At 75.2% G+C, this 26,589-nt stretch carries 22 protein-coding genes; 10 read left to right on the forward strand and 12 right to left on the reverse strand.

Going from position 1 to position 26,589, the window contains the following annotated elements:
• The 3 genes from AB6N23_RS04010 to AB6N23_RS04020 all read right to left on the reverse strand — a co-directional run.
• Positions 1 to 711 (reverse strand): DUF58 domain-containing protein (locus tag AB6N23_RS04010; RefSeq protein ID WP_412864808.1); only part of this gene is annotated, 711 nt, incomplete at its 3' end.
• A 17-nt stretch (positions 712 to 728) separates the two neighbouring features.
• Positions 729 to 1,706 (reverse strand): AAA family ATPase, encoded by a 978-nt coding sequence (locus AB6N23_RS04015; protein WP_489671997.1) that lies wholly within the window; start codon positions 1,704 to 1,706, stop codon positions 729 to 731.
• Between the two features lie 29 nt (positions 1,707 to 1,735).
• On the reverse strand, positions 1,736 to 2,314 hold the full coding sequence (locus AB6N23_RS04020) for an alpha/beta hydrolase family protein (protein WP_412864810.1): 579 nt from the start codon (positions 2,312 to 2,314) through the stop codon (positions 1,736 to 1,738).
• A gap of 142 nt (positions 2,315 to 2,456) precedes the next feature.
• On the opposite strand from AB6N23_RS04020, the gene AB6N23_RS04025 reads away from it, so the two are divergent.
• The 7 genes from AB6N23_RS04025 (at position 2,457) to AB6N23_RS04055 (ending at position 6,480) form a co-directional block, all read left to right on the forward strand.
• Entirely contained in the window at positions 2,457 to 2,750 is a 294-nt protein-coding gene (locus AB6N23_RS04025) for a WXG100 family type VII secretion target (RefSeq protein ID WP_412864811.1), read from the forward strand.
• The gene (locus tag AB6N23_RS04030) at positions 2,747 to 3,325 is read left to right on the forward strand and encodes a hypothetical protein (RefSeq protein WP_412864812.1); all 579 of its coding nucleotides are present in this window, start codon (positions 2,747 to 2,749) and stop codon (positions 3,323 to 3,325) included. Before AB6N23_RS04025 ends, AB6N23_RS04030 begins: the two co-directional genes overlap by 4 nt.
• On the forward strand, positions 3,318 to 3,659 hold the full coding sequence (locus AB6N23_RS04035; RefSeq protein WP_412864813.1) for a hypothetical protein: 342 nt from the start codon (positions 3,318 to 3,320) through the stop codon (positions 3,657 to 3,659). The genes AB6N23_RS04030 and AB6N23_RS04035 overlap by 8 nt, the downstream gene beginning before the upstream one ends.
• Positions 3,659 to 4,432, forward strand: a complete 774-nt coding sequence (locus AB6N23_RS04040) for a hypothetical protein (protein ID WP_412864814.1) — start codon at positions 3,659 to 3,661, stop codon at positions 4,430 to 4,432. The genes AB6N23_RS04035 and AB6N23_RS04040 overlap by 1 nt, the downstream gene beginning before the upstream one ends.
• A gap of 49 nt (positions 4,433 to 4,481) precedes the next feature.
• Positions 4,482 to 5,201: a hypothetical protein gene (locus tag AB6N23_RS04045; protein WP_412864815.1), complete on the forward strand. Its 720-nt coding sequence runs from the start codon at positions 4,482 to 4,484 to the stop codon at positions 5,199 to 5,201.
• A 37-nt stretch (positions 5,202 to 5,238) separates the two neighbouring features.
• Positions 5,239 to 5,721, forward strand: a complete 483-nt coding sequence (locus tag AB6N23_RS04050; protein WP_412864816.1) for an acyl-CoA thioesterase — start codon at positions 5,239 to 5,241, stop codon at positions 5,719 to 5,721.
• Positions 5,722 to 5,784: 63 nt separating this feature from the next.
• Positions 5,785 to 6,480: a YoaK family protein gene (locus tag AB6N23_RS04055; RefSeq protein ID WP_412864817.1), complete on the forward strand. Its 696-nt coding sequence runs from the start codon at positions 5,785 to 5,787 to the stop codon at positions 6,478 to 6,480.
• Positions 6,481 to 6,660: 180 nt separating this feature from the next.
• Here AB6N23_RS04055 and AB6N23_RS04060 read toward each other — a convergent pair whose 3' ends face one another.
• Positions 6,661 to 7,143, reverse strand: coding sequence for a PPOX class F420-dependent oxidoreductase (locus tag AB6N23_RS04060; protein WP_412864818.1), 483 nt, complete (start codon positions 7,141 to 7,143; stop codon positions 6,661 to 6,663).
• A 164-nt stretch (positions 7,144 to 7,307) separates the two neighbouring features.
• Here AB6N23_RS04060 and AB6N23_RS04065 point away from each other — a divergent pair, with 164 nt between their 5' ends.
• Together AB6N23_RS04065 and idi are read left to right on the forward strand one after the other, a co-directional pair.
• On the forward strand, positions 7,308 to 9,887 hold the full coding sequence (locus AB6N23_RS04065) for an ATP-dependent Clp protease ATP-binding subunit (protein ID WP_412864819.1): 2,580 nt from the start codon (positions 7,308 to 7,310) through the stop codon (positions 9,885 to 9,887).
• 227 nt (positions 9,888 to 10,114) lie between these two features.
• Positions 10,115 to 10,645: an isopentenyl-diphosphate Delta-isomerase gene (gene idi / locus AB6N23_RS04070; RefSeq protein WP_412864820.1), complete on the forward strand. Its 531-nt coding sequence runs from the start codon at positions 10,115 to 10,117 to the stop codon at positions 10,643 to 10,645.
• 127 nt (positions 10,646 to 10,772) lie between these two features.
• Here the strand turns inward: idi and AB6N23_RS04075 are convergent, their stop codons facing one another.
• The 6 genes from AB6N23_RS04075 to AB6N23_RS04100 are packed head-to-tail and all read right to left on the reverse strand — an operon-like array spanning position 10,773 to position 17,430.
• Entirely contained in the window at positions 10,773 to 11,795 is a 1,023-nt protein-coding gene (locus AB6N23_RS04075; protein WP_412864821.1) for an aldo/keto reductase, read from the reverse strand.
• Complete coding sequence (locus AB6N23_RS04080) at positions 11,792 to 13,165, reverse strand: LLM class flavin-dependent oxidoreductase (RefSeq protein WP_412864822.1); 1,374 nt, start codon at positions 13,163 to 13,165, stop codon at positions 11,792 to 11,794. Before AB6N23_RS04080 ends, AB6N23_RS04075 begins: the two co-directional genes overlap by 4 nt.
• On the reverse strand, positions 13,162 to 14,535 hold the full coding sequence (locus AB6N23_RS04085; RefSeq protein WP_412864823.1) for an LLM class flavin-dependent oxidoreductase: 1,374 nt from the start codon (positions 14,533 to 14,535) through the stop codon (positions 13,162 to 13,164). Before AB6N23_RS04085 ends, AB6N23_RS04080 begins: the two co-directional genes overlap by 4 nt.
• Complete coding sequence (locus AB6N23_RS04090) at positions 14,532 to 15,473, reverse strand: ABC transporter ATP-binding protein (RefSeq protein ID WP_412864824.1); 942 nt, start codon at positions 15,471 to 15,473, stop codon at positions 14,532 to 14,534. The genes AB6N23_RS04085 and AB6N23_RS04090 overlap by 4 nt, the downstream gene beginning before the upstream one ends.
• Positions 15,449 to 16,297, reverse strand: coding sequence for an ABC transporter permease (locus AB6N23_RS04095; protein WP_412864825.1), 849 nt, complete (start codon positions 16,295 to 16,297; stop codon positions 15,449 to 15,451). Before AB6N23_RS04095 ends, AB6N23_RS04090 begins: the two co-directional genes overlap by 25 nt.
• A complete protein-coding gene (locus tag AB6N23_RS04100; RefSeq protein ID WP_412864826.1) occupies positions 16,294 to 17,430 on the reverse strand; it encodes an ABC transporter substrate-binding protein in 1,137 nt (378 codons plus the stop codon). The genes AB6N23_RS04095 and AB6N23_RS04100 overlap by 4 nt, the downstream gene beginning before the upstream one ends.
• A 711-nt stretch (positions 17,431 to 18,141) precedes the next feature.
• Here AB6N23_RS04100 and AB6N23_RS04105 point away from each other — a divergent pair.
• Complete coding sequence (locus tag AB6N23_RS04105; protein ID WP_412864827.1) at positions 18,142 to 23,472, forward strand: rhamnogalacturonan lyase family protein; 5,331 nt, start codon at positions 18,142 to 18,144, stop codon at positions 23,470 to 23,472.
• A gap of 242 nt (positions 23,473 to 23,714) precedes the next feature.
• On the opposite strand, the gene AB6N23_RS04110 is transcribed toward AB6N23_RS04105, so the two are convergent.
• Positions 23,715 to 24,926, reverse strand: a complete 1,212-nt coding sequence (locus tag AB6N23_RS04110; protein WP_412864828.1) for a hypothetical protein — start codon at positions 24,924 to 24,926, stop codon at positions 23,715 to 23,717.
• A gap of 275 nt (positions 24,927 to 25,201) precedes the next feature.
• Positions 25,202 to 26,524, reverse strand: a complete 1,323-nt coding sequence (locus tag AB6N23_RS04115) for an ABC transporter substrate-binding protein (RefSeq protein ID WP_412864829.1) — start codon at positions 26,522 to 26,524, stop codon at positions 25,202 to 25,204.
• Positions 26,525 to 26,589: the final 65 nt, after the last annotated feature.

Below are 26,589 nucleotides of genomic sequence, written 5' to 3' on the forward strand. Positions count from 1 at the left end.
CTCGCGGGCGTCGGACGCCCCGGCCAGCGTGCCCGGCGCCGCGCCGAGCCCCGGCCCGAACAGGTCCGCGTCGGCCACCTGCACGACCATCACCTCGTGCCGCGTCCGCACCCGGGCGAGCGCCCGGGCGTCCGTCTCGGTCGGCCGCGCCTCGTCCGTCACGACGACGACGAGCGAGCGGCGCGCTGTGCGTCGCAGCACGCGGTCGAGCAGCCGGGCCAGGTCGCCGTCGCCCGCGCCGGGGTCGAACGTGCGCTCCACGCGCCGCAGCAGCACCTCCAGGTGCGTCGACCCGGCGCGCGGCGGCAGCTCGAGCAGACGGCTCGCGTCGCCGGCGACGAGCCCCACGCGGTCGCCCCGCCGGTGCGACAGGTGCGCGACGACGTCCGCGACGAGCTGGGCGACGACGTCCTTGCGCTCGCCGCCCGCCGACGTCGCGCACATGTGCCGGCCCGTGTCGACGACGAGCACCACCGACAGGTTCGACGTCGCGACGTACCGCTTGACCACCGGCTGCGCCGAGCGCGCCGACGCGCGCCAGTCGATGTCGCCGACGTCGTCCCCCGGCGTGTACAGGTGCAGGTCGTCGACCTCGTCGCCGTGGCCCTTCCACACCGCGCGGTGGCGTCCCTCGAGCAGCCCGGTGGCGCGGCGCACCGTGGGCAGGTCGAGGCGCGCGCGCACGAGCGCCAGGCGGGACCGGTCGGGCACGGGTCAGCGCACCGGCGTCACGGGACCGGGACGGCGTCGAACACCGCGTCGACGAGCGACTCGGGGGTGACGTCGTCCGCGAGCGCGTCGAACGTGCGCACCACGCGGTGGCGCAGCACGGCGTGCCGCAGGGCGCGCACGTCGTCGGGCGTGACGTGCCCGCGTCCGTCCCGCAGCGCGACCGCCTGCGCGACGCGCATGAGCGCGATCGACCCGCGCGGGCTCGCGCCCATGCGCACCAGCCGGTCGTGCCCGGGCACCTGCACGGGCCCGCGGCCGCGCGTGGTCGCGACGAGGTCGACGACGTACCGGCGCACCGACGCGTCCACGTACACCTCGTCGACGCGGGCCTGCAGCCAGCGGACCTCGTCGAGGGACAGCCGCTCGGCGTCGAGCGGGCGCGTCATGCGGCCGTCGGAGATGCGGTCGAGGATCTCGACCTCCTCGGCGGGGTCCGGGTAGTCGAGGACCTCCTTCATGAGGAACCGGTCCATCTGCGCCTCGGGGAGGACGTGCGTGCCCTCCTCCTCGATGGGGTTCTGCGTGGCCAGCACCATGAACGGCGTCGGGACGGGGTGCAGCTCGCCCGCGATGGTCGTCTGCCTCTCCTGCATCGCCTCGAGCATCGCCGACTGCGTCTTCGCGCTGGACCGGTTGATCTCGTCGAGCAGCACGACGTTGGCGTGCACCGGGCCGAGCTGCGTCGTGAACGTCGACGTGCCGTAGTTGAAGACCTGGGTGCCGACGATGTCCGACGGCATGAGGTCCGGCGTGCACTGGATGCGGTGGAAGGACCCCGACACCGCGTGCGCGAGCGTCTGCGCCGCCGTCGTCTTGGCCAGGCCCGGGACCGACTCGAGCAGGATGTGCCCGCCGCACATCAGCGCCGTGACGAGGGAGCGGCGCAGGCCCGCCTGGCCGACGACGCGCTGGTCGAAGACCCGGTCGATGCGCTCCGTGAGGGCGACGGCCCTCAGGAGGTCGCGGGAGGAGATCGTGTCGCGGGGAGGCACGGGCCGCGAGGCTACCCGGCGGCCGGCCACCAGAGGCGGACCGCGGCGACGACCGCCGTGTCGCGCGGGGCGTGCGTGCCGGGCACGAGGGCGAGCGTCCACGGGCCGCCCAGGCCGGCGAGGTGGGTCGTCAGCTCGTCGGGCGTGCCGAAGGGGTCGCGCTCGCCGGACACCGCGAGCACCGGGACGCGGACGTCGGGCAGGTGCGCCGTGCGCAGGCGCTCCGGCTGCCCCGGCGGGTGCAGCGGGTACGACAGGAGCAGCAGCCCGGCGGCGGGCAGCCCCTCCGCCACCGCGACGGACGCCATCCGGCCGCCGAACGAGCGCCCGCCCACGACCAGCCGCTGCGTGCCCACGCCGAGCTCGGCGGCGAACGCCTCCGCCTCGTCGCGGACGCGGGCCACTGCGGCCGCGCCCCGCGGCAGGTCGACGCGGCGCACGGCCACGTGCGGCGACAGCGCCGCGTCGAGGGCGACGAGCGTCGCGTGGTGGCGCGTGGCGCTCGCACCCGGCGTCAGCAGCACGCCCGCGACGTCGGCCGGGGCGGCGCCGCGCTGGACGACCCGGACGTCGGGTGCGGCGGTCGGCATCCCCGCACCGTCTCACGACGCCGGCGCCCTGCACGACGCCGCATCTGCCCGGCTCGTCCGGATGAGTGGAGCCGGCCGTGCGCCTGGCCGCGCGACCGTGCCGCTCGTTACGCTGCCCCGCGACCCCCGACGAGGAGGAGCAATGACGCGGTACCGGGTGCACCCGGAGCAGCTGCTGCGCACGGTCGACGCCCTGCGCGACGCGGCGGCCGGCATCGAGGCGGAGCTCGAGCGGCTGGACGCCGAGGTGCGGCGGCTCGAGGGCCGGTGGTCGGGCGAGGCCCGCGAGGCGTACTCGCGGGCGCAGGCGCAGTGGCGGAGCGACCTCGCGGCGTTGAACGCCGTGCTCGACGGCGCGGCCCGCCGCTCCGCGAGCGTGTCGGCGCGCTACACGCAGGCGCGCCGCACCGTGGCCGGCCGCTGGGGCGCCGCATGAGCGCCGCCGGGGACCCCGCGGAGCAGGCCGAGCCGATGCTGCAGCGCCTCGAGGCGCTCGCCGCCCGCGGCCGCGCGCTGCAGGACCGGGCGCGCGAGGTCGAGCAGAACATCCGCACGCTGCTGCCGGACGTGCACACCGACCTGGCCGCGGCCACGGTCGACGAGGCGGGGGTCCTGACGAGCCTGACGTTCGCGCCCGCGGCGGCGGACGCGACGCCGCAGCAGGTCGAGGACGCCGTCAACCTGGCGATCGCGGCGGCCGCCGGTCCGCCCGCGCTGCTGTCCTCGGCGCTGGCGGGTGCGGTCCTCGCCGCCGTGCGCGACGGCGGGCTCCCGACGCCCGTCGTGCACGAGGAGCACGACGGCGCCGTCCGCGTCGACGCGCTGCTCGGCCGGCCCGGTCGGGTCCACCTGCGCCCCGACCTCCTCGAGCGCACCGCGCTGACCGCCGTCGCCGAGATGGTCGTCGCCGCGCACGCGGCTGCCGCCCGTGCCACGGCGCCGGCACCCGTGCCGGACGCACCCGCAGCCGACGCACCCGCCACCGACCTCCGGGAGGACGACCGTGTCTGAGACCGGTGTGGAGTGGGACGCCGACGACCTGCGGGCCGACGCCACGGACCACTGGGACCCGTGGTCGGACCGCCTGCGCGGCTACGCCGAGGCGGCGACGGCGGCGTACGCGCCGGTGACCACGCAGGACTGGTCGTTGATCCCCGGCGCGCAGGACGTCCGCGTGGCGTTCGCGACGTTCCTCGGGCAGGTCACCGGGTTCCTCGGGGAGGGTGCCGAGGTGATGGAGGGCATCGCCCGCACGCTGCTCGGCACCGCCGCGGACTACGTCGAGGCCGAAGAGGGCAGCACCGCCGAGCTGGCGGAGATCCAGGCCGAGCTGGAGGGGCTCTGATGGGGTACGTCGAGGCGATCAAGGCCTTCGAGCACGGACGGCTGGCGGACGCCGCGCAGACGGTGCGCACGCTGCGGGCCGGGTGCGACCCGGTCATCCGCCAGCTCGTCAACGTCTACCTGGACACGTTCCCGCCGTTCCCGTTCAAGGACCGCGTGGCGGACGAGATCGCGGAGCAGGTCATCGAGGTCGTGCAGGAGGTGTGCGACCAGGTCCTGGAGTCGATCGCGGCCCTCGACGAGGTCGTCGACTGGATCGGCGGGCCGGAGGCGCTGCGTGCGGCCGCCGCCGCGCTCGAGACCACGGTGAACGCTCCGGTCGCCCAGCTCTCGCTCGACATCGACGGCGCCGCGCTGCCCGCGCTGTCGTCGTGGGTCGACCTGCCGACGTCCGAGGTGTACCGCGACGTGCGCGGCGCGCAGGTCGACGAGCTCAACCGGCTGCCGCAGCTCATCACGAGCCTGCGGACCGTGCTGCGCGGCATGGCCGACGCGATCGAGCAGTTCTACGTCGAGCTCGGCATCGCGATCACGGGCGCGCTCGTCGCGGTCGGCAGCCTCGTGCTCGCGGTGCTGGAGGCGGCCGGCGTCATCACGATCCCGCTGGCCGTGGTCTCGATCGTCACCGCGATCATCGGCGCCGTGGGTGCGGTCGGCGGCATCATCGCCCTGGTCGTCACCACGACCCAGGTGCAGGGCAACCTGCTCGACACGGCGCGGACCGGCTTCACGCGCACCTGGGCGAACCGCGACAAGTTCGCGACGGTGCAGTGACGGGACCGGTGCGGGCCTCGGCGCGGGCCGCCGGCTGCGCGGGGTGCCCGTGAGCGCGCGGCTCGTGCGTCCCGGCGCGGCCCGCGGCACGCGCGCGCTCGTCCTCGCCCTCGTGGTCGTCGTCCTGCTCGCCGCCCTCGGCGTGGTGGTGGCCGGCGTGGTGCTGCTGCGCACGACCAGCGACCCGCACCCGTCGCCGGCACCCCACGCGGAGCAGTACCTCGACGCGCTCGCGACGGGTGACGCGACGACGGCGCTCGCGCTGAGCGGCCCGGACGACGCGTCGCTGGCCGTCGGCAGCACGGCGCTGCTGCGCGACGACATGCTGGCCGGGGCGGTGGCACGCATCGCGGACGCGCGGGTCGACGACGTCACGGTGTTCCCGGAGGACGCCACGGTCGACGTCACGTTCACGCTGGCCGGCGACACCTACCGCGAGACGCTCGCCTACGCCTGGGACGAGACGGACGACGACTGGGTCCTCACGCGCGGCCTCGCGGGAACGCTGTCCGTCACGGCGCTCCCGGCCCACCCCGTGCCGTTCGCGGTCTCGGGGGTGCGTGCCGACGACGACCCGGCCCTGTGCCGCGACGGCCGTTGCGGGCCGGACGAGGAGCAGCTGCTCTTCCCGGCGGTCTACGACGTCGCGGTCGACCTGACCGGCTGGGCGTTCGACCCGGCGGAGAACCGGCCGACGGAGCAGGAGGTGCGCGTCGAGCCGCGCGGCGACGCGGACCTGCGCTTCGTCGCCGAGCCGCCCGCGGGCTGACGCACCGCCGGTGCGTACCGGTGAGTACGGTGGGCGGGTGAGCGAGGGGACGGGACCGGCGGCCGGTGCGACGGGGCAGGACGTCCGCGGACGCGTCGTCATGCAGGTGCGCTGGTCCGACGTCGACCTGTTCGGGCACGTCAACAACGCCGCGTTCCTGCGGTACCTCGACGACGCGCGGTTCACGCTGTTCCCGCGGATGGGCGTCGACGAGGCCGGTGCGATGACGGCGTCGCTGCTGGTCGTCGTCAAGCACGAGATCGACTACGTCGCGCCGATCCGGTTCCGGCTGGCGCCGGTCGTCGTCGAGGTGTGGGTGCCGCGGCTCGGCCGGTCGTCCGTCGACTTCGCGTACGAGGTGCTCGACGGCGACGGGCCCGGCGCCGGCGTCGCACTGCGGGCGCGCTCGCGGATGGTGCAGCTCGACCGCGCGTCGCACACGCCGCGGGCGTTCACCGCCGAGGAGCGCGCGTCGTTCGCCGCGTATCCCGGGGCCGAGCCGGCGCTGCGCGGCTGGTGAGGCCGCGCGCGTGACGGACGCCGCACGCGCGCGCTTTGCCCGGGCCGCCCGCGGCCGAGGACGATGGCGCCCGTGACGACCCCGCGGCTCCACCTCGTGCTCATGCTCGCCCTGACGTTCACCACGGGCATCATCGACGCCGTCGGCTACCTCGGGCTCGACCGGGTCTTCACCGCGAACATGACGGGCAACGTCGTCATCCTCGGCATGGCGCTGGCGGGCGCGGACGACCTGCCGGTGCTCGGCCCGGCGGTCGCCCTCGTGGGCTTCATGGCGGGCGCCGCGCTGGGCGGGCGCGTCCTGCGCCGGTCCGCCGCGGGGTGGACGCACCGGTCCACGACGACGTTCGGCACGACCGGTTTCATGGCGGTGCTGCTCGGCGTCGCGTCGCTGGTCGCGCACCCCGAGGAGGGCACCGCCTGGGGCGTCGCGGTCACCACGCTGCTCGCCGTCGCGATGGGCCTGCAGGCGGCCGCCGCGCGCCGGCTCGCCGTCAAGGACGTCACGACCGTCGTCGTCACCTCGACGCTCACCGGCTTGGCTGCGGACTCGCGGCTCGCCGGCGGCACCGGCGACTCGTGGGCGCGCCGCCTGCTCGCGGTCGTGCTCATCCTCGCGGGCGCGGGCGTCGGCGCGCTGCTGCTGCGGGTGGGCGACGCCGGCGTGGGCGTCGGCATGCTGGTCGCGGGCGTCCTCGCGCTCGTCGTCGCGCTCGTCGGCCACGCCCGCCGCGAGCGCGAGACGACGCCCGCCCCCTGACCCGCCCGGCCGCCCGCTCCCCGCACCCGGCCGCTCGGCGCCCGTCTGCCCGTCGTCCACGACGAACGGGCTCCGGTGTGCGGTCCGGACGTCGCGACCGCACACCGGACCCCGTCCGCCGTGGACGGCCGCTCGTGACCGGCGGGACGGCCGGCGCGGAGCCCGGGGCGGCCCGGTGCGTCAGGCGCTCGCGTCCAGGCGGGCCGCGACGTCGGCCGGGAAGCCACCGGTCGCGATCGGGCTCCACCGCTCCGGCGTGATGCGCAGCAGGCTCTTGCCCTGCAGGCGCATCGCGGCGCGGTACTCGTCCCAGTCCGGGTGCTCGCCGGCGATGCAGCGGAAGTAGTCGACGAGGGCGTCCTCCGCCTCCGGCATGTGCAGCACCTCGGCGGTGCCGTCGACCTGCACCCACGCGCCGTCCCACTCGTCCGACAGCACGCACACCGAGACGCGCGCGTCGCGCTCGGCGTTGCGCGTCTTCGCGCGGTCCGGGTACGTGGAGACCACGATGCGGCCGTCCTGGTCGACGCCGCCGCTGACGGGCGAGAGCTGCGGGCGGCCGTCGGTGCGCGCCGTCGCCAGCAGCATGTGGTGGCGCGGGCGCACGAAGTCGAGGAGCGCGGGCAGGTCGACGGTCGTGGTGGTGGCGATGGAGCGCGGCATGCGCACGACAGTACGTCGCCGGTCCGTCCCGTATCCGCCTGCGGCGAACACGGGACGTCCGGGCGGTACCCCGCCGTTAGCATCGAAACACGCCGCCTTCGCCGGCACCGCGCGCACCCCTGCCGCACGGTCCTGACGGGGCACGCCGCTCGTGAGGAGTGCACATGTTCGAGAGATTCACCGACCGAGCCCGCCGCGTGGTCGTCCTCGCCCAGGAAGAGGCGCGGATGCTCAACCACAACTACATCGGCACCGAGCACATCCTCCTGGGTCTCATCCACGAGGGTGAGGGCGTCGCGGCCAAGGCCCTGGAGTCGCTCGGCATCTCGCTCGAGGCGGTCCGCGCGCAGGTCCAGGAGATCATCGGCGAGGGCCAGCAGGCGCCGTCGGGCCACATCCCCTTCACCCCGCGGGCGAAGAAGGTCCTGGAGCTGTCGCTGCGCGAGGCGCTGCAGCTCGGCCACAACTACATCGGGACCGAGCACATCCTGCTCGGGCTCATCCGCGAGGGCGAGGGCGTCGCCGCCCAGGTCCTCAACAAGCTCGGCGCCGACCTCAACCGCGTGCGCCAGCAGGTCATCCAGCTCGTCTCCGGCTACCAGGGCAAGGAGCCGGTCGCCTCGGGCGGCCCGGCCGAGGGTCAGCCGTCCGGCTCGGCCGTGCTCGACCAGTTCGGGCGCAACCTCACGCAGGCGGCGCGCGACGGCAAGCTCGACCCGGTCATCGGGCGCGAGAAGGAGATCGAGCGGGTCATGCAGGTGCTGTCCCGCCGCACCAAGAACAACCCCGTGCTCATCGGCGAGCCCGGCGTCGGCAAGACGGCGGTCGTCGAGGGGCTCGCGCAGGACATCGTCCGCGGCGACGTCCCGGAGACGCTGCGCGACAAGCAGCTCTACACGCTGGACCTCGGCGCGCTCGTCGCCGGCTCCCGCTACCGCGGTGACTTCGAGGAGCGCCTGAAGAAGGTCCTCAAGGAGATCCGCACGCGCGGCGACATCATCCTGTTCATCGACGAGATCCACACGCTCGTCGGTGCGGGTGCCGCCGAGGGCGCGATCGACGCCGCGTCGATCCTCAAGCCCATGCTGGCCCGCGGCGAGCTGCAGACCATCGGCGCCACGACGCTCGACGAGTACCGCAAGTACGTCGAGAAGGACCCGGCCCTGGAGCGCCGCTTCCAGCCGATCCAGGTCTCCGAGCCGAACCTGCAGCACGCGATCGAGATCCTCAAGGGGCTGCGCGACCGCTACGAGGCGCACCACCGCGTGTCCATCACGGACTCCGCGCTCGTGGCCGCCGCGACGCTGGCCGACCGGTACGTCAACGACCGGTACCTGCCGGACAAGGCGATCGACCTGGTCGACGAGGCCGGCGCCCGCCTGCGCATCCGCCGCATGACGGCTCCGCCGGAGCTGCGCGAGCTCGACGAGCAGATCGCCGAGACGCGCCGCGACAAGGAGTCGGCGATCGACGAGCAGGACTTCGAGAAGGCCGCGCGCCTGCGCGACGAGGAGAAGCAGCTCGGGCTCAAGCGCGCCGAGAAGGAGAAGGCCTGGAAGAACGGCGACCTGGACGCCGTCGCCGAGGTCGACGAGGAGCTCATCGCCGAGGTGCTGGCGAACGCCACGGGCATCCCGGTGTTCAAGCTCACCGAGGAGGAGTCCAGCCGGCTCCTGCACATGGAGGAGAACCTGCACAAGCGGGTCGTCGGCCAGGACGCCGCGATCAAGGCGCTGTCGCAGGCCATCCGCCGCACGCGTGCGGGCCTCAAGGACCCGAAGCGCCCCGGTGGGTCGTTCATCTTCGCCGGCCCCACGGGTGTCGGCAAGACCGAGCTCGCCAAGGCGCTCGCCGAGTTCCTCTTCGGGGACGAGGACGCGCTGATCCAGCTCGACATGTCGGAGTTCTCCGAGAAGCACACCGTCTCGCGCCTGTTCGGCTCGCCCCCCGGGTACGTCGGGTACGACGAGGGCGGTCAGCTCACGGAGAAGGTGCGCCGCAAGCCGTTCTCGGTCGTCCTCTTCGACGAGGTCGAGAAGGCCCACGCGGACATCTTCAACTCGCTGCTGCAGATCCTCGAGGACGGTCGCCTGACCGACTCGCAGGGCCGGGTGGTCGACTTCAAGAACACCGTCATCATCATGACCACCAACCTCGGCACGCGGGACATCGCCAAGGGCGTCCAGACCGGCTTCCAGGCCGGCGGCGACCTGTCGACGTCGTACGAGCGCATGAAGGCCAAGGTCAACGACGAGCTCAAGACGCACTTCCGTCCGGAGTTCCTCAACCGCGTCGACGACGTGGTCGTCTTCCCGCAGCTCTCGCAGCCGGAGATCTTCCAGATCGTCGACCTGATGATCGCGAAGCTCGACAAGCGTCTGCGCGACAAGGACATGGGCATCGAGCTCACCGAGGCGGCCAAGCGCCTGCTCTCGGAGAAGGGCTACGACCCGGTCCTCGGGGCGCGTCCGCTGCGCCGCGCGATCCAGCGGGAGATCGAGGACGTCCTGTCCGAGAAGATCCTGTTCGGCGACCTCAAGTCGGGCGAGCTGGTCGTCGTGGACGCCGAGGGCGAGGGCCTGCTCGGGGAGTTCCTGTTCCGGGGCGTCCCGCGCAGCGAGCGGGACAAGGAGCCGGTCGGCGTGGGTGCGCCGGTCGGGACGCCCGGCTCGGGCACCGACGTCCCCGCCGCACCGCCCGCCGCGAGCCGCGGCGACGGCGGCACGGGGCTCGCGCCGCTCTGACGCGCACCACCCGCTGACACCCGAGGCCCCGGCCCCCTCCACGGGGGCCGGGGCCTCGGCGCGTCCGCCGCTCGGCGACGACGACGCCGAACGGCATGCGGGTGCCGTTCCCGGCGGTGGGAAGGGCAGCGGTATCCCGCTCGGCGGGGTCGTCGACTTGTGCGGGGGGCGGGGAGATGTCGTACTGGGGGCGCCGCGCGGTGCGGCGCCGCGACGGACGGGGTGACATGGCGGAGACGGACCTGGTGCAGCTCGTCGACGAGCACGGGACGACGACGGGGCAGACGCAGGTCGGGGACGCGCACGCCGCGCCGGGGCTGCTGCACCGCGCGTTCTCGGTGGTGGTCGTGGACGACGCCGGCCGGATGCTGCTGCAACAGCGCGCCGACGCGAAGCTCCGGTTCCCCGGCCTGTGGACCAACGCGTGCTGCGGCCACCCGGCCCCGGGCGCGGACCTCGCGGCGAGCGCCGCCCGCCGCGTGCGCGAGGAGCTCGGCGTCGACCTGGTCGACGCGCACGAGGTCGGCACGTTCCGCTACCGCGCCCTCGACGCCGGGTCCGGCCACGTCGAGACCGAGTACGACCACGTGGTCGTCGGCCGCGCCGCCGGCGACCTGCTGCCGGACCCCGACGAGGTCGGGGACACGCGGTGGGTCACCGCGGAGGAGGCGCACGCGCTCGTCGACGCCGGCGTCACGACGCCGTGGTTCGTCGACGTGCTGCGGATCGTGGCGCCGCGCACGGTCGACGCGGACTGAGCACCGGGACGCGCCCGGCGACGTCCGGCCGTCCACCCGCCGCCCGGCGGGCGGGCGACGACCACTGACCGCCGTCCCCGCGCACGCCGGAGGGGACGGCCGCGTCGGCCGTCCCCTCCGGGCCCCGTCAGCGTCGGCGGAGCGACGCGTCCGCCAGGGCCGGCGGCTGCCAGCCCTCGTCGGCCGGGTTGAACGTCGTGCCGGGCGGCACGATGCGGTCGATCTCGTCGAGGACGTCGGCGGTCAGCCGCACGTCGAGCGCGGCCAGCGCCGCGTCCAGGTGCTCCGGCGTGCGCGGGCCGATGATCGCGCTCGTCACGGCCGGGTGCGCGAGGACGAAGCCCAGCGCGAGCTGGACGAGCGTGAGCCCGGCGGCCTCGGCCACCTTGGTCAGCTGCCGGACGGCCTCCGCCTTGGCGACGTTCTCGGGCAGCGCCGGGTCGTGCCGCTCGGGCTTGCGGCGGTGCCGCGCGGTGTCGCGCAGCGCGGTGTCGAGCGGGCGGCCGGACAGCCAGCCGCCGGCCAGCGGGCTCCACGGCAGCACGCCGAGCCCGTACTCCCGCGCGACCGGCAGCACCTCGCGCTCGGCGGCGCGGGCGAGGACCGAGTAGGGCGGCTGCTCGGTGACGGGGCGGGCGTAGCGGCGGTCGGCCGCGACCCACTGCGCCTGCACGAGCTGCGACGGCAGGTACGTCGACGTGCCGACGTACAGGACCTTGCCGGCGCGCACGAGGTCGTCGAGCACGCCGAGGGTCTCGTCGAGCGCCGTGCCCGGCGTGGGCCGGTGCAGCTGGTAGAGGTCGATGCGGTCGGTGCCGAGGCGGCGCAGCGAGTCCTCGACCGCGCGGACGATCCAGCGGCGCGAGGTGCCGGCCTGGTTGACGTCGTCACCGAGGCGCCCGTGCACCTTGGTCGCGAGCACGACGTCGTCGCGGCGACCCGCGAGGGCCTTGCCGACGATCGTCTCGGACTCCCCGCGGGCGTAGACGTCCGCGGTGTCGACGACGTTGATGCCGGCGTCGAGCGCGCGGCGGATCAGCGCCACCGCCGCGTCGTGGTCGCCGTCGCCCCACGCGCCGAAGTTCATCGTGCCGAGCGTCAGGGGTGTGACCTGCACGCCCGTGCGGCCGAGCGGGCGGTACGTCGTCATGCGAGGGCTCCTTCGAGGGCGGGGGAGGGGGAGGACGTCACGGAGGGCGCGGCGGCGAACCGCGACGCGGGCCGGTCGAGCCCGTAGTGCTCGCGCAGGGTCGTGCCGGTGTACTCGTGCCGGAACAGGCCGCGGGCCCGCAGGATCGGCACGACGTGCTCGACGAACGCGTCGAAGCCGCCGGTCAGGTAGGGCGGCATGACGTTGAACCCGTCGGCGGCGCCGCGCGTGAACCACGTCTCGAGCAGGTCGGCGACCTGCTCGGGCGTGCCCGCGACGAGCTTGTGCCCGCGCGCGCCCGCGAGCCGGTGCAGCAGCTGGCGGGACGTGGGCCGCTCGCGGTCGACGATGTCGAGCACGAGGCGGAACCGGCTCGACTCGGCGCGGTCGCCTGCGACGACGACCGCCTCGCGCGGGAACGGCTCGTCGAGCTGGTCCTCGCGCAGTTCGACGCCGAGCAGGCGGCGCAGCAGGTCGATCGAGTACGCGGGCTGCGTGAGCTCGTCGAGCTCGCGCTGCAGGGCCTTCGCCTCCGCCTCGGTGGAGCCGAGGTAGGGGCTGATGCCGGGCAGGACGAGCACCCGGTCGGGGTCGCGACCGAGCGCCGCCGCGCGCGCCTTGAGGTCCGCGTAGTACTCCTGCGCGTCGGCGAGCGTCTGGTGCGCCGCGAACACCGCCTCGGCGTGCCGCGCGGCGAACGCACGGCCGTCCTGCGACGTCCCCGCCTGCACGTACACCGGCCGGCCCTGCGGTGTGCGCGGGGTGTTGAGCGGCCCGCGGACGCGGAACCGCGTCCCCACGTGGTCGATCGTGTGGATGCGGGCGGTGTCCGCGAACACCCCCGATCCCGGGTCGGCGACGACGGCCCCGTCCTCCCACGAGTCCCACAGCGCCGTGACGACGTCGAGGAACTCGTCGGCCCGCGCGTACCGGTCCGCGTGCGTCGGGTGCTCGTCGAGCCCGAAGTTCTGGGCCGCGCCCGGCGCCCCGGTGGTGACGATGTTCCAGCCCGCCCGCCCGCCGGACAGGTGGTCGAGGCCCGCGAACAGCCGCGCGAGGTCGTACGGCTCCGAGTACGTGGTCGACGCCGTGCCGATGAGGCCGATCCGCTCGGTCGACGCCGCGAGCGCCGACAGCAGCGTGAACGGCTCGAGCCGGAACCGCGTCGCGTACCGGATGTTGTCCGCGAGCGACGGGCCGTCGGCGAGGAACACCGCGTCGAACCGTGCCGCCTCCGCGGCCCGCGCGAGGCCCTGGTAGTAGGCGAGGTCCAGCACGCGGTCCGGCGCGGAGGCCGGGTGCCGCCAGGCGGCCTCGTGGTGCCCGCCCGGGTAGACGAACAGGTTGAGGTGCAGCTGCCGGGCGCTCACGCGACCACCTCGGCGGCCTCGCGGCGGGCGCGGGTGTGCGGGTTCTCCGGGCGGGGCAGCCCGTAGTGGTCGCGCAGGGTCGTGCCGGTGTACTCGGCCCGGAACAGCCCGCGCTCGACGAGCACCGGGACGACCTGGTCCACGAACTCCTCCAGCCCCGACGGCAGCACCGCCGGCATGACGTTGAACCCGTCGGCGGCGCCGGCGTCCCACCACTCCTGGATCGCGTCGGCGACCTGCTCGGCCGTGCCGGAGAACGTCCGGTGCCCGCGACCGCCGCCGAGCCGCCCGATGAGCTGCCGGACCGTCAGCCGCTCGCGCCGGGCCAGCTCGACGATCAGCGTGTACCGCGACTTCGCCCCCTCGATCTCGTCCTCGGACGGCAGGTCGGCGGGCAGCTCGCGGTCGAGCGGCAGGTCCTCGGGGGCGACGCGCAGCGTGCGGGCGAGCTGCTCGCGCGCGTGCTCGGGCCGGATGAGCCGGTCGAGCTCCTCCTCCTTCTCGCGGGCCTCGGCCTCGGTCGCGCCGATGACCGGCACGATGCCCGGCAGCACGAGCACCTGGCCCGGGTCGCGGCCCCACCCGACGGCCCGCCGCTTCAGGTCCGTCGCGAACGCGAGCGCGTCGTCGAGCGTCTGCTGCGCCGTGAACACCGCCTCCGCGTACCGGGCCGCGAGGTCCTTGCCGTCCTCGGACGAGCCCGCCTGCACGAGCAACGGGTACCCCTGCGGCGACCGCGGCGTGGTCAGCGCGCCCGCGACGCGGAAGTGCTCGCCGACGTGCTGCGGCGGGTGGATGCGGCTGCCGTCGCCCCACACGCCCGCGGCCTGGTCGAACAGCTCGACGTCGTCCTCCCAGCTGTCCCACAGCTTGAGGGCCACCTCGAGGAACTCCGCCGCGCGCTCGTAGCGCTCGCGGTGCGTCGGCAGGGCGTCGAGGCCGAAGTTGCGGGCCGAGTCCGCGTGGGCCGTCGTCACGACGTTCCACCCCGCGCGGCCACCGCTGACGTGGTCCACCGACGCGAACCGGCGGGCGAGGTTGTACGGGTCGTTGAACGTCGTCGACGCGGTGGCGATGAGCCCGATGCGGCTGGTGACGGCCGCGATCGCCGTGAGCACGACCGTCGGCTCGAGCGTGCCCGCCGGGCGGCGCGCGACGTCGCTGAACAGCGCCGGGCCGTCGGCGAAGAAGATGGAGTCGAGGTGCCCGCGCTCGGCGGTCTGCGCGAGGCGCTGCAGGTGGGCGATGTTCGTGCTGGCGTGCTCGGGCCGCGACTCCGGCAGGCGCCACGACGCCTCGTGGTGGCCCGTGCTCATGAGGAACGCGTTGAGGTGCAGCTGCCCCGCGCGGCGGGGTCGGCGGTCGGTCATCGGGTGCTCCCGGGGGTGGTGGCGGGACGGGCGGGGCCGGCGGCCGCGACGGGGTCGGCGGCGTCGGCGGTGAGGGGCGTGGCGGCCGGCGCGGGCGGGACGACCGCCGGGACGACGGGCGGGACGCCGAGCGCGTCGAGCAGGCGACGGCGCAGGGCGGCGAAACCGGGCTCCGCCGGGTCGCGGTGCGTCACGGGCACGTCGAGGGCGATGCGGCCCTCGTCGAGCACGACGACGCGCTGCGCGAGGACGATCGCCTCGTCCACGTCGTGCGTGACCAGCAGGACGGCGGGCCGGTGCCGCGCGCACAGGTCGCGCAGCAGGCCGTGCATCCGGGTGCGCGTGAGCGCGTCCAGGGCGCCGAACGGCTCGTCCGCGAGCAGCAGCTGCGGCTCGCGGACCAGCGACCGCGCCAGCGACACGCGCTGCTGCTCCCCGCCCGACAGCTCGGTGGGCCACGCGCGCTCCCGGCCGGCCAGGCCGACCTCGGCGAGGCGCTCGCGGGCCAGGTCGTCCGCACCGCGACCGCGCAGGCCGAGCGTGACGTTGTCGAGCACGCGGGCCCACGGCAGCAGCCGCGAGTCCTGGAAGACGACCGACACGCGCTCGGGCACCGCGACCGTGCCGCTGCCGTGCACGTCGTGGTCGAGGCCGGCCAGCGCACGCAGCAGGGTGCTCTTGCCCGAGCCGCTGCGGCCCAGGATCGCGACGAACTCGCCCGGCGCGATGCTCAGGTCGAGCCCCCGCAGGACGCGCCCGTCGCCCTCGCCGAGCCCGTAGGCCCGGACGAGGTCCCGCACCAGCACGGTGCCGTCGGCCGTGGTGCGGCGCTCGTCGGCGAGGGTGCCGTGCGCGGGCGCCGGGACGTCGGAGCGGCGCGGGAGCCGCGCGTCCTCCGTGGGGCCGGGGGCGGTCAGTCCGCCAGCGTGCGTCGCCATGCGAGCGCCCTCCTCTGCACGATCCGGACGAGCAGGTCGGAGCCGTAGCCGAGGACGCCGTACAGGACCAGGCCGACGACGATCACGTCGGTCTGCCCGTACGTGCGGGCGAGCTCCATCATGTAGCCGATGCCGGCGGTGCCGTTGATCTGCTCGACGACCACGAGCGCCAGCCAGGCGCCCGTCACGGCGAACCGCAGACCGAGCAGGAAGCCGGGCAGCGCGCCGGGCAGGACGACGCGGCGCACGAACGCCCAGCGGGACAGCCCGACGGTCTCCGCGAGCTCCACGTACCGGGCGTCGATGGACCGCAGCCCGTTGTGCGTGTGCACGTACACCGGCACGAGCACGCCCAGCAGGATCGTGACGACCTTCATCGTCTCGCCGATGCCGAGCCACAGGATGAGCAGCGGCAGGAGCGCGAGGCTCGGGATGGCCCGCTTGACCTGCACGGGCCCGTCGACGAGCGCCTCGCCCCAGCGGCTCAGCCCGGCGACGACCGCGAGCACCGTGCCCGCGACGATGCCGAGGGCGAGCCCGCTCAGCGCCCGCCCGGCCGAGACGGCGAGGTTCTCCTGCAGGCGCCCGTCGGCGACGAGGTCCGCGGCCGTGGCGGCGACCGTCCACGGCGCGGTGAGCGTGCGCTGGTCGACGAGGCCCGTGGCGCTGCCGAGCGTCCACACGGCCAGCAGGGCGAGCACCCCGATCGCGGCGCCGCCGCGGAGCGGACGGCCGGGGCCGAGGCGGCGGGTCCGGCGGCGCGGGGCGAGCGCGGGCACGGGCGCGCCGCGGTGCAGCGTGCGGGGGAGGGTCAGCGTGGTCACCGGCCGGCCTCCCCGCTGCGGTACGCCTCGGCCGCCTCGGCGATGACCGGCGCGAACCGCTGGTCCCACACGGTCGCGGCGTCGAACGCGTCGTTGCCCGTGGCCTCGGCCAGCAGGTCGACGGTCTCCTGGTGGCGCGCGATGGGCTCGGCCCAGTCCGTCGGGATCTCCGGGATCCCCTGGTGCGCCACGAGGTAGTCGGCGTCGGCCGGGCTCAGGCCCTGGTCCTCGACGTAGTAGCCGGCCTTCCACTCCTCGGGGTGCTCGTGGATCCACAGCTTGGCCTGCGCCCACAGCTGCACGTAGGCACGCAGCGCGGCGGCCTTGGCGGGGTCCTGCACGACCGACGTCGGCGCGTAGAGGTTGCTGGGGTCGTCCCGGAGGCCGTGCCGGACGGTGTGCGCGCCGTCGCCGCCGTACTGCTCGACGTACCGGGCGACCTGCACGCCGCCGAGCGGCGCGATGTCGACCTCCTTCGCCGCCAGGGCCGTCGGGTAGACGTCGCCCGTGCTCGGCAGCTCGACGAGCGTGACGTCGTCCTCGGTGAGGCCCGCCTCCTGCAGCGCGCGGAGCACGATCGCGCCCTGCGCCTGCCCGGGGGAGTAGGCGATCCGCTTGCCGGCGAAGTCCTCGAGCTCCTCGACGCCCTCGACGCCCGGCGCGACGCCGAACTGGTAGATCGGGTTCTCCTGCCAGTCCTGCCGGTACACCGCCGCGACGATGCGCACGTCGAGGCCGGTCCACGTCGCGTGGATCGGCGGGATGTCCGCGACCGCGCCCACGTCGAGCGCGCCGGCGCGGAACGCCTCGGTGGTCTGCGGGCCGCCCGACAGGTTCGCCCACTCGATCTCGAAGCCGAGGTCGGCGTCGAGGTCGCCGCCGGCGATGCGGACGGCCTTCTCCGTGGTCGGGTCGCCGACGACGAGCGTCGTGCCCGGCGGCACCTGCGTGGGCAGGTCGTCGGGGAGCGCGGCCGGGGTGGCGGCGTCGCCCGCGGCGACGCCGGCCGAGGAGCAGGCCGCGAGCAGCGCCGAGGTGAGGGCGGCGAGCGTGACGAGCGCGGTGCGGGGGCGGCGGGCGCCGTGCCGGGCGGGGCGGGTGGCCCCGGGCGGCGACGGGTGGACGAACGGCATGGTGGACCTTCCGGGCAGGGTGGGGACCGCCCCGGACGGTCCGGGGCGGTGGGCGGTCGGGTGGTGCGGGCGGCGGACGAGGACCGCGTGGGTGCGGCGCACGTGGTCGCGGGGCGTGGCGGCCCGGCCGGTGAGGACGGCCGGCGAGGCCGGGCACGGGGCGGCGACGTGAGCGGCGCCGGTCGACCGGCGAGGGGCTCACCGGGCAGGCGGACGCCTCGGTCGGCGCTCACGCCGGTCGGCGCTACGGCCGTCGGTGCTCACGCCGGTGGCGGGCAGGGGCGGCCCGGGGTGCCGGGCGCCGCGCCGGTCGCTCGCTCAGCGACAGCGACACGCGTCGCGACACGCGCGACGCGGACAGGGCCCCGGCACGACGACGACGACGCGGTGCAGCGGCGCTGCGGCGTCGGGTGCGGTCGGTGCGGCCATGCGGAGGACAATTGCATACCGAACTGGTCGGGAATAACCCCGTGCTCGGATGGTGAGACCGTAGCGGCGGCGGCCCGCGCTCGGCCCCGCGGCGGCCGGCGCGGACGGTAAGCGTTTGCCCCCCACCCTGGACGCGGCGCCGCGGCACGGGGTAGGAATGTCGGGACCGCCCGCTTCCCCCGATCACGACCCGCGTCCACCGTGGCGTCTTGAATCGATTCATGACGGATGCCGGCGGTCGCTCCGCCCCCACGTTTCAACGACGAGACGACGAAGGTGACCATGTCCCGACCTGCACGGGCCCACGACCGGGCCCGCAGCCGCACCCGACCGCCCGCCGTCGCGGCGGGCGCCGCCACCGCGCTGGCGCTGCTCCTCGCCGGCGCCCTGCCGGCGCACGCCACCACCGCCGACCCGCCCGCCGCCGACCCGCCCACCGCCGACCAGCCCGCCACGACCGCCGACGAGCCCGTCGGCTCCCTGCCCGCACCCCAGGCCGTCCGGATGGCCCACGTCGTGCCCGGCGCGGTGACCCTGCGCTGGGACGAGGTCGCCGGTGCCACCGGCTACGTCGTCACGCGCGCCGACGCCGTCGACGGCACGTACGCCGAGGTCGCGCGGACGGGGCAGCGCGAGGTGCACGCCACCGACGCCGTCGACACCGCCGTGACGCACTGGTACCGCGTCCGAGCGGTCGGTGCGGACGGCCTGTCCGTGCCGTCGGCGGCGGCCGTGAGCAGCCTCGCGGGGGAGGGGACCGCGCCGACGTTCCCGGAGAGCGGCGTCCTGTCGCTCGACCTCGGGTCCGGTGCCCTGGCGCCCGGCGCCGTCCGCGTCGACGCGACGACGGCCTACTCGCACGAGCAGCGGATCGGCTTCGTCGACCCGTCGCAGGTGACCGCCACGGATCGCGGGGGAGACGACGCCGTGCGGTCCGACTTCGTCAGCGTCGGGGACACCGAGCTCGTCGTCGACCTGCCGAACGGCGACTACACCGTGCGCCTCGTCGCGGGCGACGCGCAGGAGGCGACCGACGTCGCGCTCACGGTCGAGCGCATGGCGAAGGTGCAGCAGACCGCGAAGCCGGCGGGCCAGTTCCTCGAGATGCAGCTCGACGTCGCGCTCGTCGACGGTCAGCTGAACATCGACGTCGGCGGCACGGCGCCCAAGCTCAACCAGCTCGTCATCACGCGGCAGCCCGACCGCACGCCCGCGAGCGAGCCGACGCTGTGGATCACGGGCGACTCCACCGTCCAGACGTACACGGCCGACTACGCGCCGCAGGCCGGCTGGGGCCAGATGATCGACCGGTACCTGTCCGACGGCGTGACGGTGCAGAACAAGGCCATCGGCGGCCGGTCGGCGAAGAACTTCATCAGCCAGGGCCGCCTCGACGAGGTGCTGCGGCAGGTGCGGCCGGGCGACTACGTCGTCGCCCAGTTCGGCCACAACGACAACTCCTACGGCGTCGACGACCGGTGGGCGGCGCCCGCCGACTACCGCAACTACCTGCGGACGTTCGTCGACGGCGCCCGCCAGCGCGGCGCCACGCCGATCCTCGTGACGCCGGTGTCGCGGCGCGCCTGGGACCCGGCGACCGGCAGGTTCCACGTGTCGTTCCCCGACTACGTGGCGGCCGCCGCCGACCTCGCCGCGGAGACGGGCACGCCGCTCGTCGACCTGTCGGCGTCCAGCCGCGCCTACCTGGACGAGATCGGGCCGGAGGCCGCGACGAGCGTGTTCCTGCACGTGCCGGCGGGTGTGTACCCGGGACGGCCGTCGGGCACGACCGACGACACCCACTTCCAGGAGTACGGCGCCATCCAGATGGCCCGCCTGGTCGCGGCCGACCTGGCCACGCTGGACGTGCCGCTGGCCGACGAGGTCGAGGCCGCCGAGCCGCCGGCCGCCGTGCCCGCCGCACCGTCCGGCGTCGTCGCCGGCAGCGTCTCGAACGCGGGCGTGCAGCTGACGTGGACGGCCGTCTTGGGCGCCGACGTCTACAAGGTGTTCCGCAAGGACGCCGACGCCGGGGACGGCGCGTGGGCCCTGGTCACGACGTCGACGCTGCCGCAGGCCGCCGTCACGGGGCTCGTCGAGGGTGCGTCGTACGACCTGCGGGTCGTCGCGATGAACGGCCGCGGCGACTCGGCGCCGTCGGCGAGCGTGCGCGTCACGACCCGCGCGGCGCTGTACCGCTTCGACGTGCAGCTCGCGGGCAACCCGGTCATGCCGGGGTACACCGAGGCGAGCGAGCGCTCGGTCTACACGCCCGAGCAGGGCTGGGGCTGGCTCGACGCCACGGGTCTCGGCGGTCGCGACCGCGGTGTGGCGTTCGAGCCGCCGCCGAACGACCTGCAGCGCGACTTCCTCCTGCCCGGCCCGCAGCACACCTTCGTCGTCGACGTGCCGCGCGGCACGTACGCCGTGAAGACGCACAACGGCGACTGGATCGGCACCAGCCGCTCGAACGTGCAGCTCGAGGGCAAGGACTTCGGGGCCTCCAACGCCGGGCGCGGGGCCGTGTCCGAGAAGGTCAGCCAGCCGGTCGAGGTGACCGACGGCCAGCTGACGCTCGTCATGACGGGCACGTCGTCGCGGCTCAACGGCGTCGAGGTGACGCCGCTGCTGCTCGCGCCGTCGGCGCTCACGGCGGACGTGCGCATCGAGGGCGCGGCGGCTGCGGTCGACCTCGCCTGGACGGGCACCGACGACGCCGCCGGGTACCGCGTGTACCGACAGGCGGACGGCGAGCCGGCGCCGCGGGCGCTGGGCGACGTCGCGGAGGCCGCCTTCACGGACACGACCGCCGACGTCGGCGTCGCGTACCGGTACCACGTCGTCGCGCTCGACCCCACGGGTGTCGAGTCCGTGCCGACGGACGTGGTCGAGCTGACCACGGTCGACCCGGACGTCCCCGTGACGGCCGCGCCCACGGGGGTGCGCGTCGCGGCGACGGAGAAGAACCTGGTCCGCCTCGCGTGGGAGCCCGTCGAGGGCGCGCTGTTCTACCACGTGTACCGCAGCGAGCGGCTCGGCGGTCCGTACGCGCTCGTCGGCCGCGCGACCGACGCCGGGTACGACGACACCGACGTCCTCACCACCGTGCCGTACCACTACCAGGTGGCCGCGGTGAACGCCGGCGGCGAGTCGGCGCGGGCCGCGACGGTGTCCTCGGAGGCGGTCACGACGCTCGTGCGGCAGGCGGAGCGGCTCGACCGCGCGCCGGTCGCCGTCGCGACGGACGAGGGCGTGTACGTCGGCTGGCGCCTGCTCGGCCTGGACCCGCAGGACCTGCCGTTCCACGTGTACCGCGACGGGAAGCGCATCACGTCGACGCCCGTCACCGGCGGCACCAACGTGCTCGACGCCGACGGCGGCGCCGACGCCACCTACCGCGTCAGCACGGTCGTCGACGGGATCGAGCGCTGGGCCACCGCCGAGTTCGGCGTGTGGGACGAGCAGCACCTCGACGTGCCGCTCGACAAGCCCGCCGACGCCTACACGAAGGACGGCCAGCCGTACTCGTACAAGGCCGGGGACGCGAGCATCGGCGACCTCGACGGCGACGGGCAGTACGAGATCGTGCTCAAGTGGGACCCGACGAACGCGCAGGACAACTCCCGCGCGGGCTACACGGGCACCGTCTACGTCGACGCCTACGAGCTCGACGGCACCCGCCTGTGGCGCATCGACCTAGGGCGCAACATCCGGGCCGGCGCGCACTACACGCAGGTGCAGGTGTACGACCTCGACGGCGACGGTCGCGCCGAGGTGACGATGAAGACGGCCGACGGGACGGTCGACGGCGCAGGCGTCGTCCTCGGCGACGCCGGCGCGGACTTCCGCAACTCGTCGGGCTACGTGCTCACCGGGCCGGAGTTCCTCACGGTGTTCGACGGGGCGTCCGGCGCCGCGCTCGACACGGTCGCCTACACGCCGCCGCGCGGCGACGTCGGCGCGTGGGGCGACGCCTACGGCAACCGCGTCGACCGGTTCCTCGCCGGGGTCGCGTACCTCGACGGGGAGCGGCCCTCGGTGGTGTTCAGCCGCGGGTACTACACCCGCACCGTGCTGGCCGCGTACGACTGGGACGGCGCCGAGCTGACGCAGCGGTGGGTCTTCGACTCCGACGTCGAGGGCGCGGAGTACGCCGGCCAGGGCAACCACAACCTGTCCGTGGCGGACGTCGACGGCGACCAGAAGGACGAGATCGTCTTCGGGTCGATGGCCGTCGACGACGACGGCGAGCCGCTGTACACGACCGGCCTCGGGCACGGCGACGCCATGCACCTGTCCGACCTGGACCCGTCGCGGCCCGGGCTCGAGGTGTTCGCCGCGCACGAGTCCATGGGCTCCTCGGGGAACCGGGGCGCCACCTTCCGCGACGCCGCGACCGGCGAGGTCCTCTGGTCGATCCCGGCCACGGTCGACACCGGCCGCGCCGCCGCGGGCGACATCGACCCGCGCCACCCCGGTGCCGAGGGCTGGGCCATCGGCACCAACCAGTGGAACGCCCGCACCGGCCAGCTGCGGTCGGCGTCCGGGGAGCTGATCTCGGAGAAGATCCCCGCGGCCAACTTCCTCACCTGGTGGGACGGCGACCTGCTGCGCGAGATCCTCGACCACGACTGGACCGAGGAGACCCGCACGGGCGTGCCGACCATCTCCAAGTGGGACTGGGAGGACGAGACCGAGGTCGAGATCTACCGGGCCGAGGGCACGCTGTCCGTCAACGACACGAAGGGCAACCCCGTCGTCCAGGCGGACCTCGTCGGGGACTGGCGCGAGGAGGTGGTGACGCGGCTCGAGGACTCCTCGGCGCTGCGGATCGCCACCACGGTCGACCTGACGGACCACCGCCTGCGCACGCTCACGTCGGACCCGGTCTACCGGCTCGGCGTCGCGTGGCAGAACACCTCGTACAACCAGCCGCCGCACACGTCGTACTTCCTCGGCGAGGGCATGGACACGCCGCCGGCGCCGTCCATCGCCTACACGGGCACCGACCCGGGCCCGGGCGAGCGCGTGCCGGGGCCGGCGACGGCCGCACCCGCGCGGGGCGTGCTCTCCCACGACAACTGGGACGGCGACGGCACGTATCGGGTCGTCGTGAACCTGTGGTGGGGGCAGAACGCGCAGCGCGTCGAGCTGCTCGAGAACGGTGCACCGGTCGGGGCGCGCGACGTCGTCGACGCGACGCCGTCGGCCCAGCAGGTCGTCTTCGACCTCGACGGCCGGACGAACGGCAGCTACGTCTACACCGCCGTGCTGACGAACCAGCACGGGTCGACGACGACCACGCCGGTCACCGTGGTCGTGGACCGCGCGACGCCGGGGACCCCGGTCCTGTCGCACGACAACTGGGACGGCGACGGGCAGTACGTGGTCACCATGAACATGTGGTGGGGCACGAACGGCACCACGTACCGGCTCTACGAGAACGGCACGCTGGTGGACACGCAGGAGCTCACCGCCGACGGCCGGGAGGCCCAGCGAGCGGCGACCCCGCTCACCGGCCGTGCACCCGGCCGGTACGAGTACCGCGCGGAGCTCGAGAACGCCGCCGGCGTGACGGAGAGCCGCACGATCACGGTCACCGTCCGTCGGTGACCGCCCCGGGTCGGCGCCCGCCGCTGGGCGCCCACCCGGTCGGCGGGTCGTCGCCGCCCTCCCCGGCGCCCCGCACCGCGGACGGCCCGGCCCTGCGCCGGGCCGTCCGTGCGCCGTGCGCGCCGGCCGCGACGCCCACGTCGGGACCGGTCCGGGTGGGACGGCCGGGCCGTGGCGCGGAGCTCGCGCGGCGAGGACCGTCGTGTCGGGTCAGTCCGTGGGCGGCGTCGTGCCCGTGGGCGTCACGTGCCCGTGGGCGTCGCCGTGCCCGTGGGCGTCGCCGTGCCGGTGGGCGGCGTCGTGCACGCGTCGTCGGCGACCGTCCACCACGTGCGGTCGTCCGGGGCGGCGTCCGCGGTGACGGGCAGGCGCGCGGTCCGCCCGAGCGGGACGCGCAGCGTCCGGCCGCTGCCCACGTGCACGAGCCGCACGCGCGCGCCCGCGCGCCAGCGTCCGCCGCCGTCGACGTCGACGCGCCAGACGTCGTCGGCGTCGCGCGCCAGGGCCGGACCGGACGGTGCCAGGGCCAGGACCTGCCCGCTGCGGGCGTGCCGCAGCCGCACCCGGTCGCCGTCCACCACCGGGCGTGCCGGCGCGGTGGTCCGCGCCGCGCCCGACCCCGCCCGGCTGACGCGCGCCGCGTCCGTCGTCGTCCCGTCGTCCGGGGGCGCCACCTCGACCGCCCACGCCGGCACGTCGTGCGCCACCACGACCGCCGCCGTGCCGTGCCCGGCGAGCGCGCGGCCGCTCCCCACGTGCAGCAGGCCCACGGCGTCGCCGTCCCGCACGGGTGCCGACGGTCGGCGGGACGCGCTCGGCAGCGCCGGCGGGCGCCGCGCGGCGTAGGCGTGCAGGAACAGGCCGCGCCACGTCCGCCCGTCGGAGCCGCGCCAGCCGGTGCCCGTGTCGACGAGCGTGACGTCCTCGCCGGGGTGGTTCGGGTCGAGGACGTGCAGGCGCACGCGCCCGGCCTCGTCGCGGTCGTGCGCGTGGGCCACCACCTGGTGGTTGTCGCCGGCCCGCAGGACGTCCCGGGCGACGACGAGCCCGAGCACGACGGGCCGGCCGGCGGTCAGCGCCCCGAGGACGCCCGGGACCTCGGCGCGCGTGAGGGTGCGGACGCCGTGCAGCGGCCCGCGGTCGTCGTCGGGGAGCACGCACCACGTGAGGAACCGCAGCGCCGACCACGACGCGAACGAGTCGAGCTGCCGCCGCCGCACCAGGTCGGCCACGAGGTGACCGTCCGGCGGGACGCGTCCGGGCGCGAACAGGCGCGCGGGCCAGTGCGGCACCGGGCGCCCCGCGTGCAGGTGGTCGAGGGACGCGTAGGACATGCCGCCGCACCGTCCGGCGGTCGCGACCCGGGTGCCCGTGGGCAGCGTCGCGACGACGTCGACGAACCCGTTGGCGAACGCGAACGCCGCCGCCGGCCGCACCGGCCCGTGACCGTCCACCGCACCTCCCACGCGACCCGTCGGACGGGCCGAGCCTGCCACGCACCCGCCGCCCCGCACACCCCACCGCCGGTGGCCACCCGGCGCGACCGGCCCTGGCGGCCGCCGACCCGGCGGTCGTGCAGCACCGCGCGACGTGACCGCTGCACGACGACCGGTCCGGCGGCGTCGGACGGCTGCGCGCCCTGCGCGCGACGACGGCCCCGGTGCCGGAGCACCGGGGCCGTCGCGGTCCCTGCCTCGTCCGGCCGGTCAGCACACCGGCCCGGGACGCCTCAGCCGATCGAGGCCTCGGTCTCGCTGATGAACTGCTCCGCCGCCTGCTGCGGCGTCAGGGAGCCGAACAGCACCTCCTGGTTGACGCGGCGGATGATCTCCGCGACCTGGCCGGCGCCCACCGGCGGCACGGCGGGGCCGTCGACGATCTCGTCCTCGAGGTCCGCGAGGAACTCGGCGGCGAGCTTGTCCGTCTCGGCGAACTGGTCCTGCACCGCGGCGCGGACGTCCGTGTTGGCCGGCAGGCCGCGGTCGGACAGCAGGATCTCGCCGGCGGCCGTGTCGTTGAGCAGGAAGTCGACGAGCAGCGCCGCCTCCTCCGGGTGCTCGGACCGCGCCGAGATCGAGTAGTACATCGCGGGCTTGAAGTACATGCCGGTGCGCTCGCCCTCGGACTCGCCGGGCACGCGCAGCAGCTGCAGCGGGCGGCCCGACGCGCTCTGGATCGCGCTCAGCTGGTTCGACCAGAACCACGCCATGGCGCCCTTGTTCGTGGCGACGAGCGACTGCTCGGGGCCGGCGGCGTCGATCTCGACCGACGTCGCCGCGGCGGGCGTGCCGCCACCGGCCTGCAGGTCGAGCGAGTGCTGCCACCACTCGGCCATCGTCTCGGGCTCGAAGCCGAGCGTGCCGTCCTCGGTGTACAGCTGCTCGCCCCGCTGGCGGGCGAAGATCGAGAACCCGGGCTCGTTGAAGCCGTAGTCCTGGGCACCGACGATCGCGCCGCCCGACTTCGCGGTGATCTCGTTCGCGATCGCGACGTAGTCCTCCCACGTCCACGTGGTGTCGTCGGGCATCTCGACGCCCGCGTCGGCGAACGCCTGCGGGTCGGCGACGACCGAGTACACGTTGACGCCGCTCGCGACGCCGAACAGCTGGTCGTCGATCGTCCCCGAGGCCAGCACGTTCTCGTCGATCTTGGAGGTGTCGACGTCCAGCTCGTTGATGTCGGCGAGCACGCCGCGGGCGGCGTAGTCGGCGAGGAACCGCTCCTCCTGCGTGATGACGTCCGGCGCGTCGCCGCCCGCGACGCCCACCGCCAGCTTGTCGAAGTAGCTCGTCCAGTCGGTGTAGTCGGCCTCGACCGTGATGTTCGGGTACTTCTCCTCGAACGCGTCGATGACCTCCTGCGTGAGGGTGTGACGGCTGTCGGAGCCCCACCACGACCAGCGGATCGTGACGGGCTCGTCCGAGCCGCCGTCACCGGTGGCGTCGCCGCCGGCGTCGCCGGAGGTGCCGGCGCAGGCGGTCAGGACGAGGGCTCCGGCCGCGAGCAGCGCTCCGGTGCGCAGCAGGCGACGTCGGGTGGTGGGGGTGCGCATGGCTCTCCTTGGGGTGAGCAGGACGGCGGTGTCCGTGCAGGGGTGGGGAGGTGCTGACCGTGGTG

The sequence above is a fragment of the Cellulomonas pasadenensis genome, assembly GCF_047229365.1.
GTDB lineage: Bacteria > Actinomycetota > Actinomycetes > Actinomycetales > Cellulomonadaceae > Cellulomonas.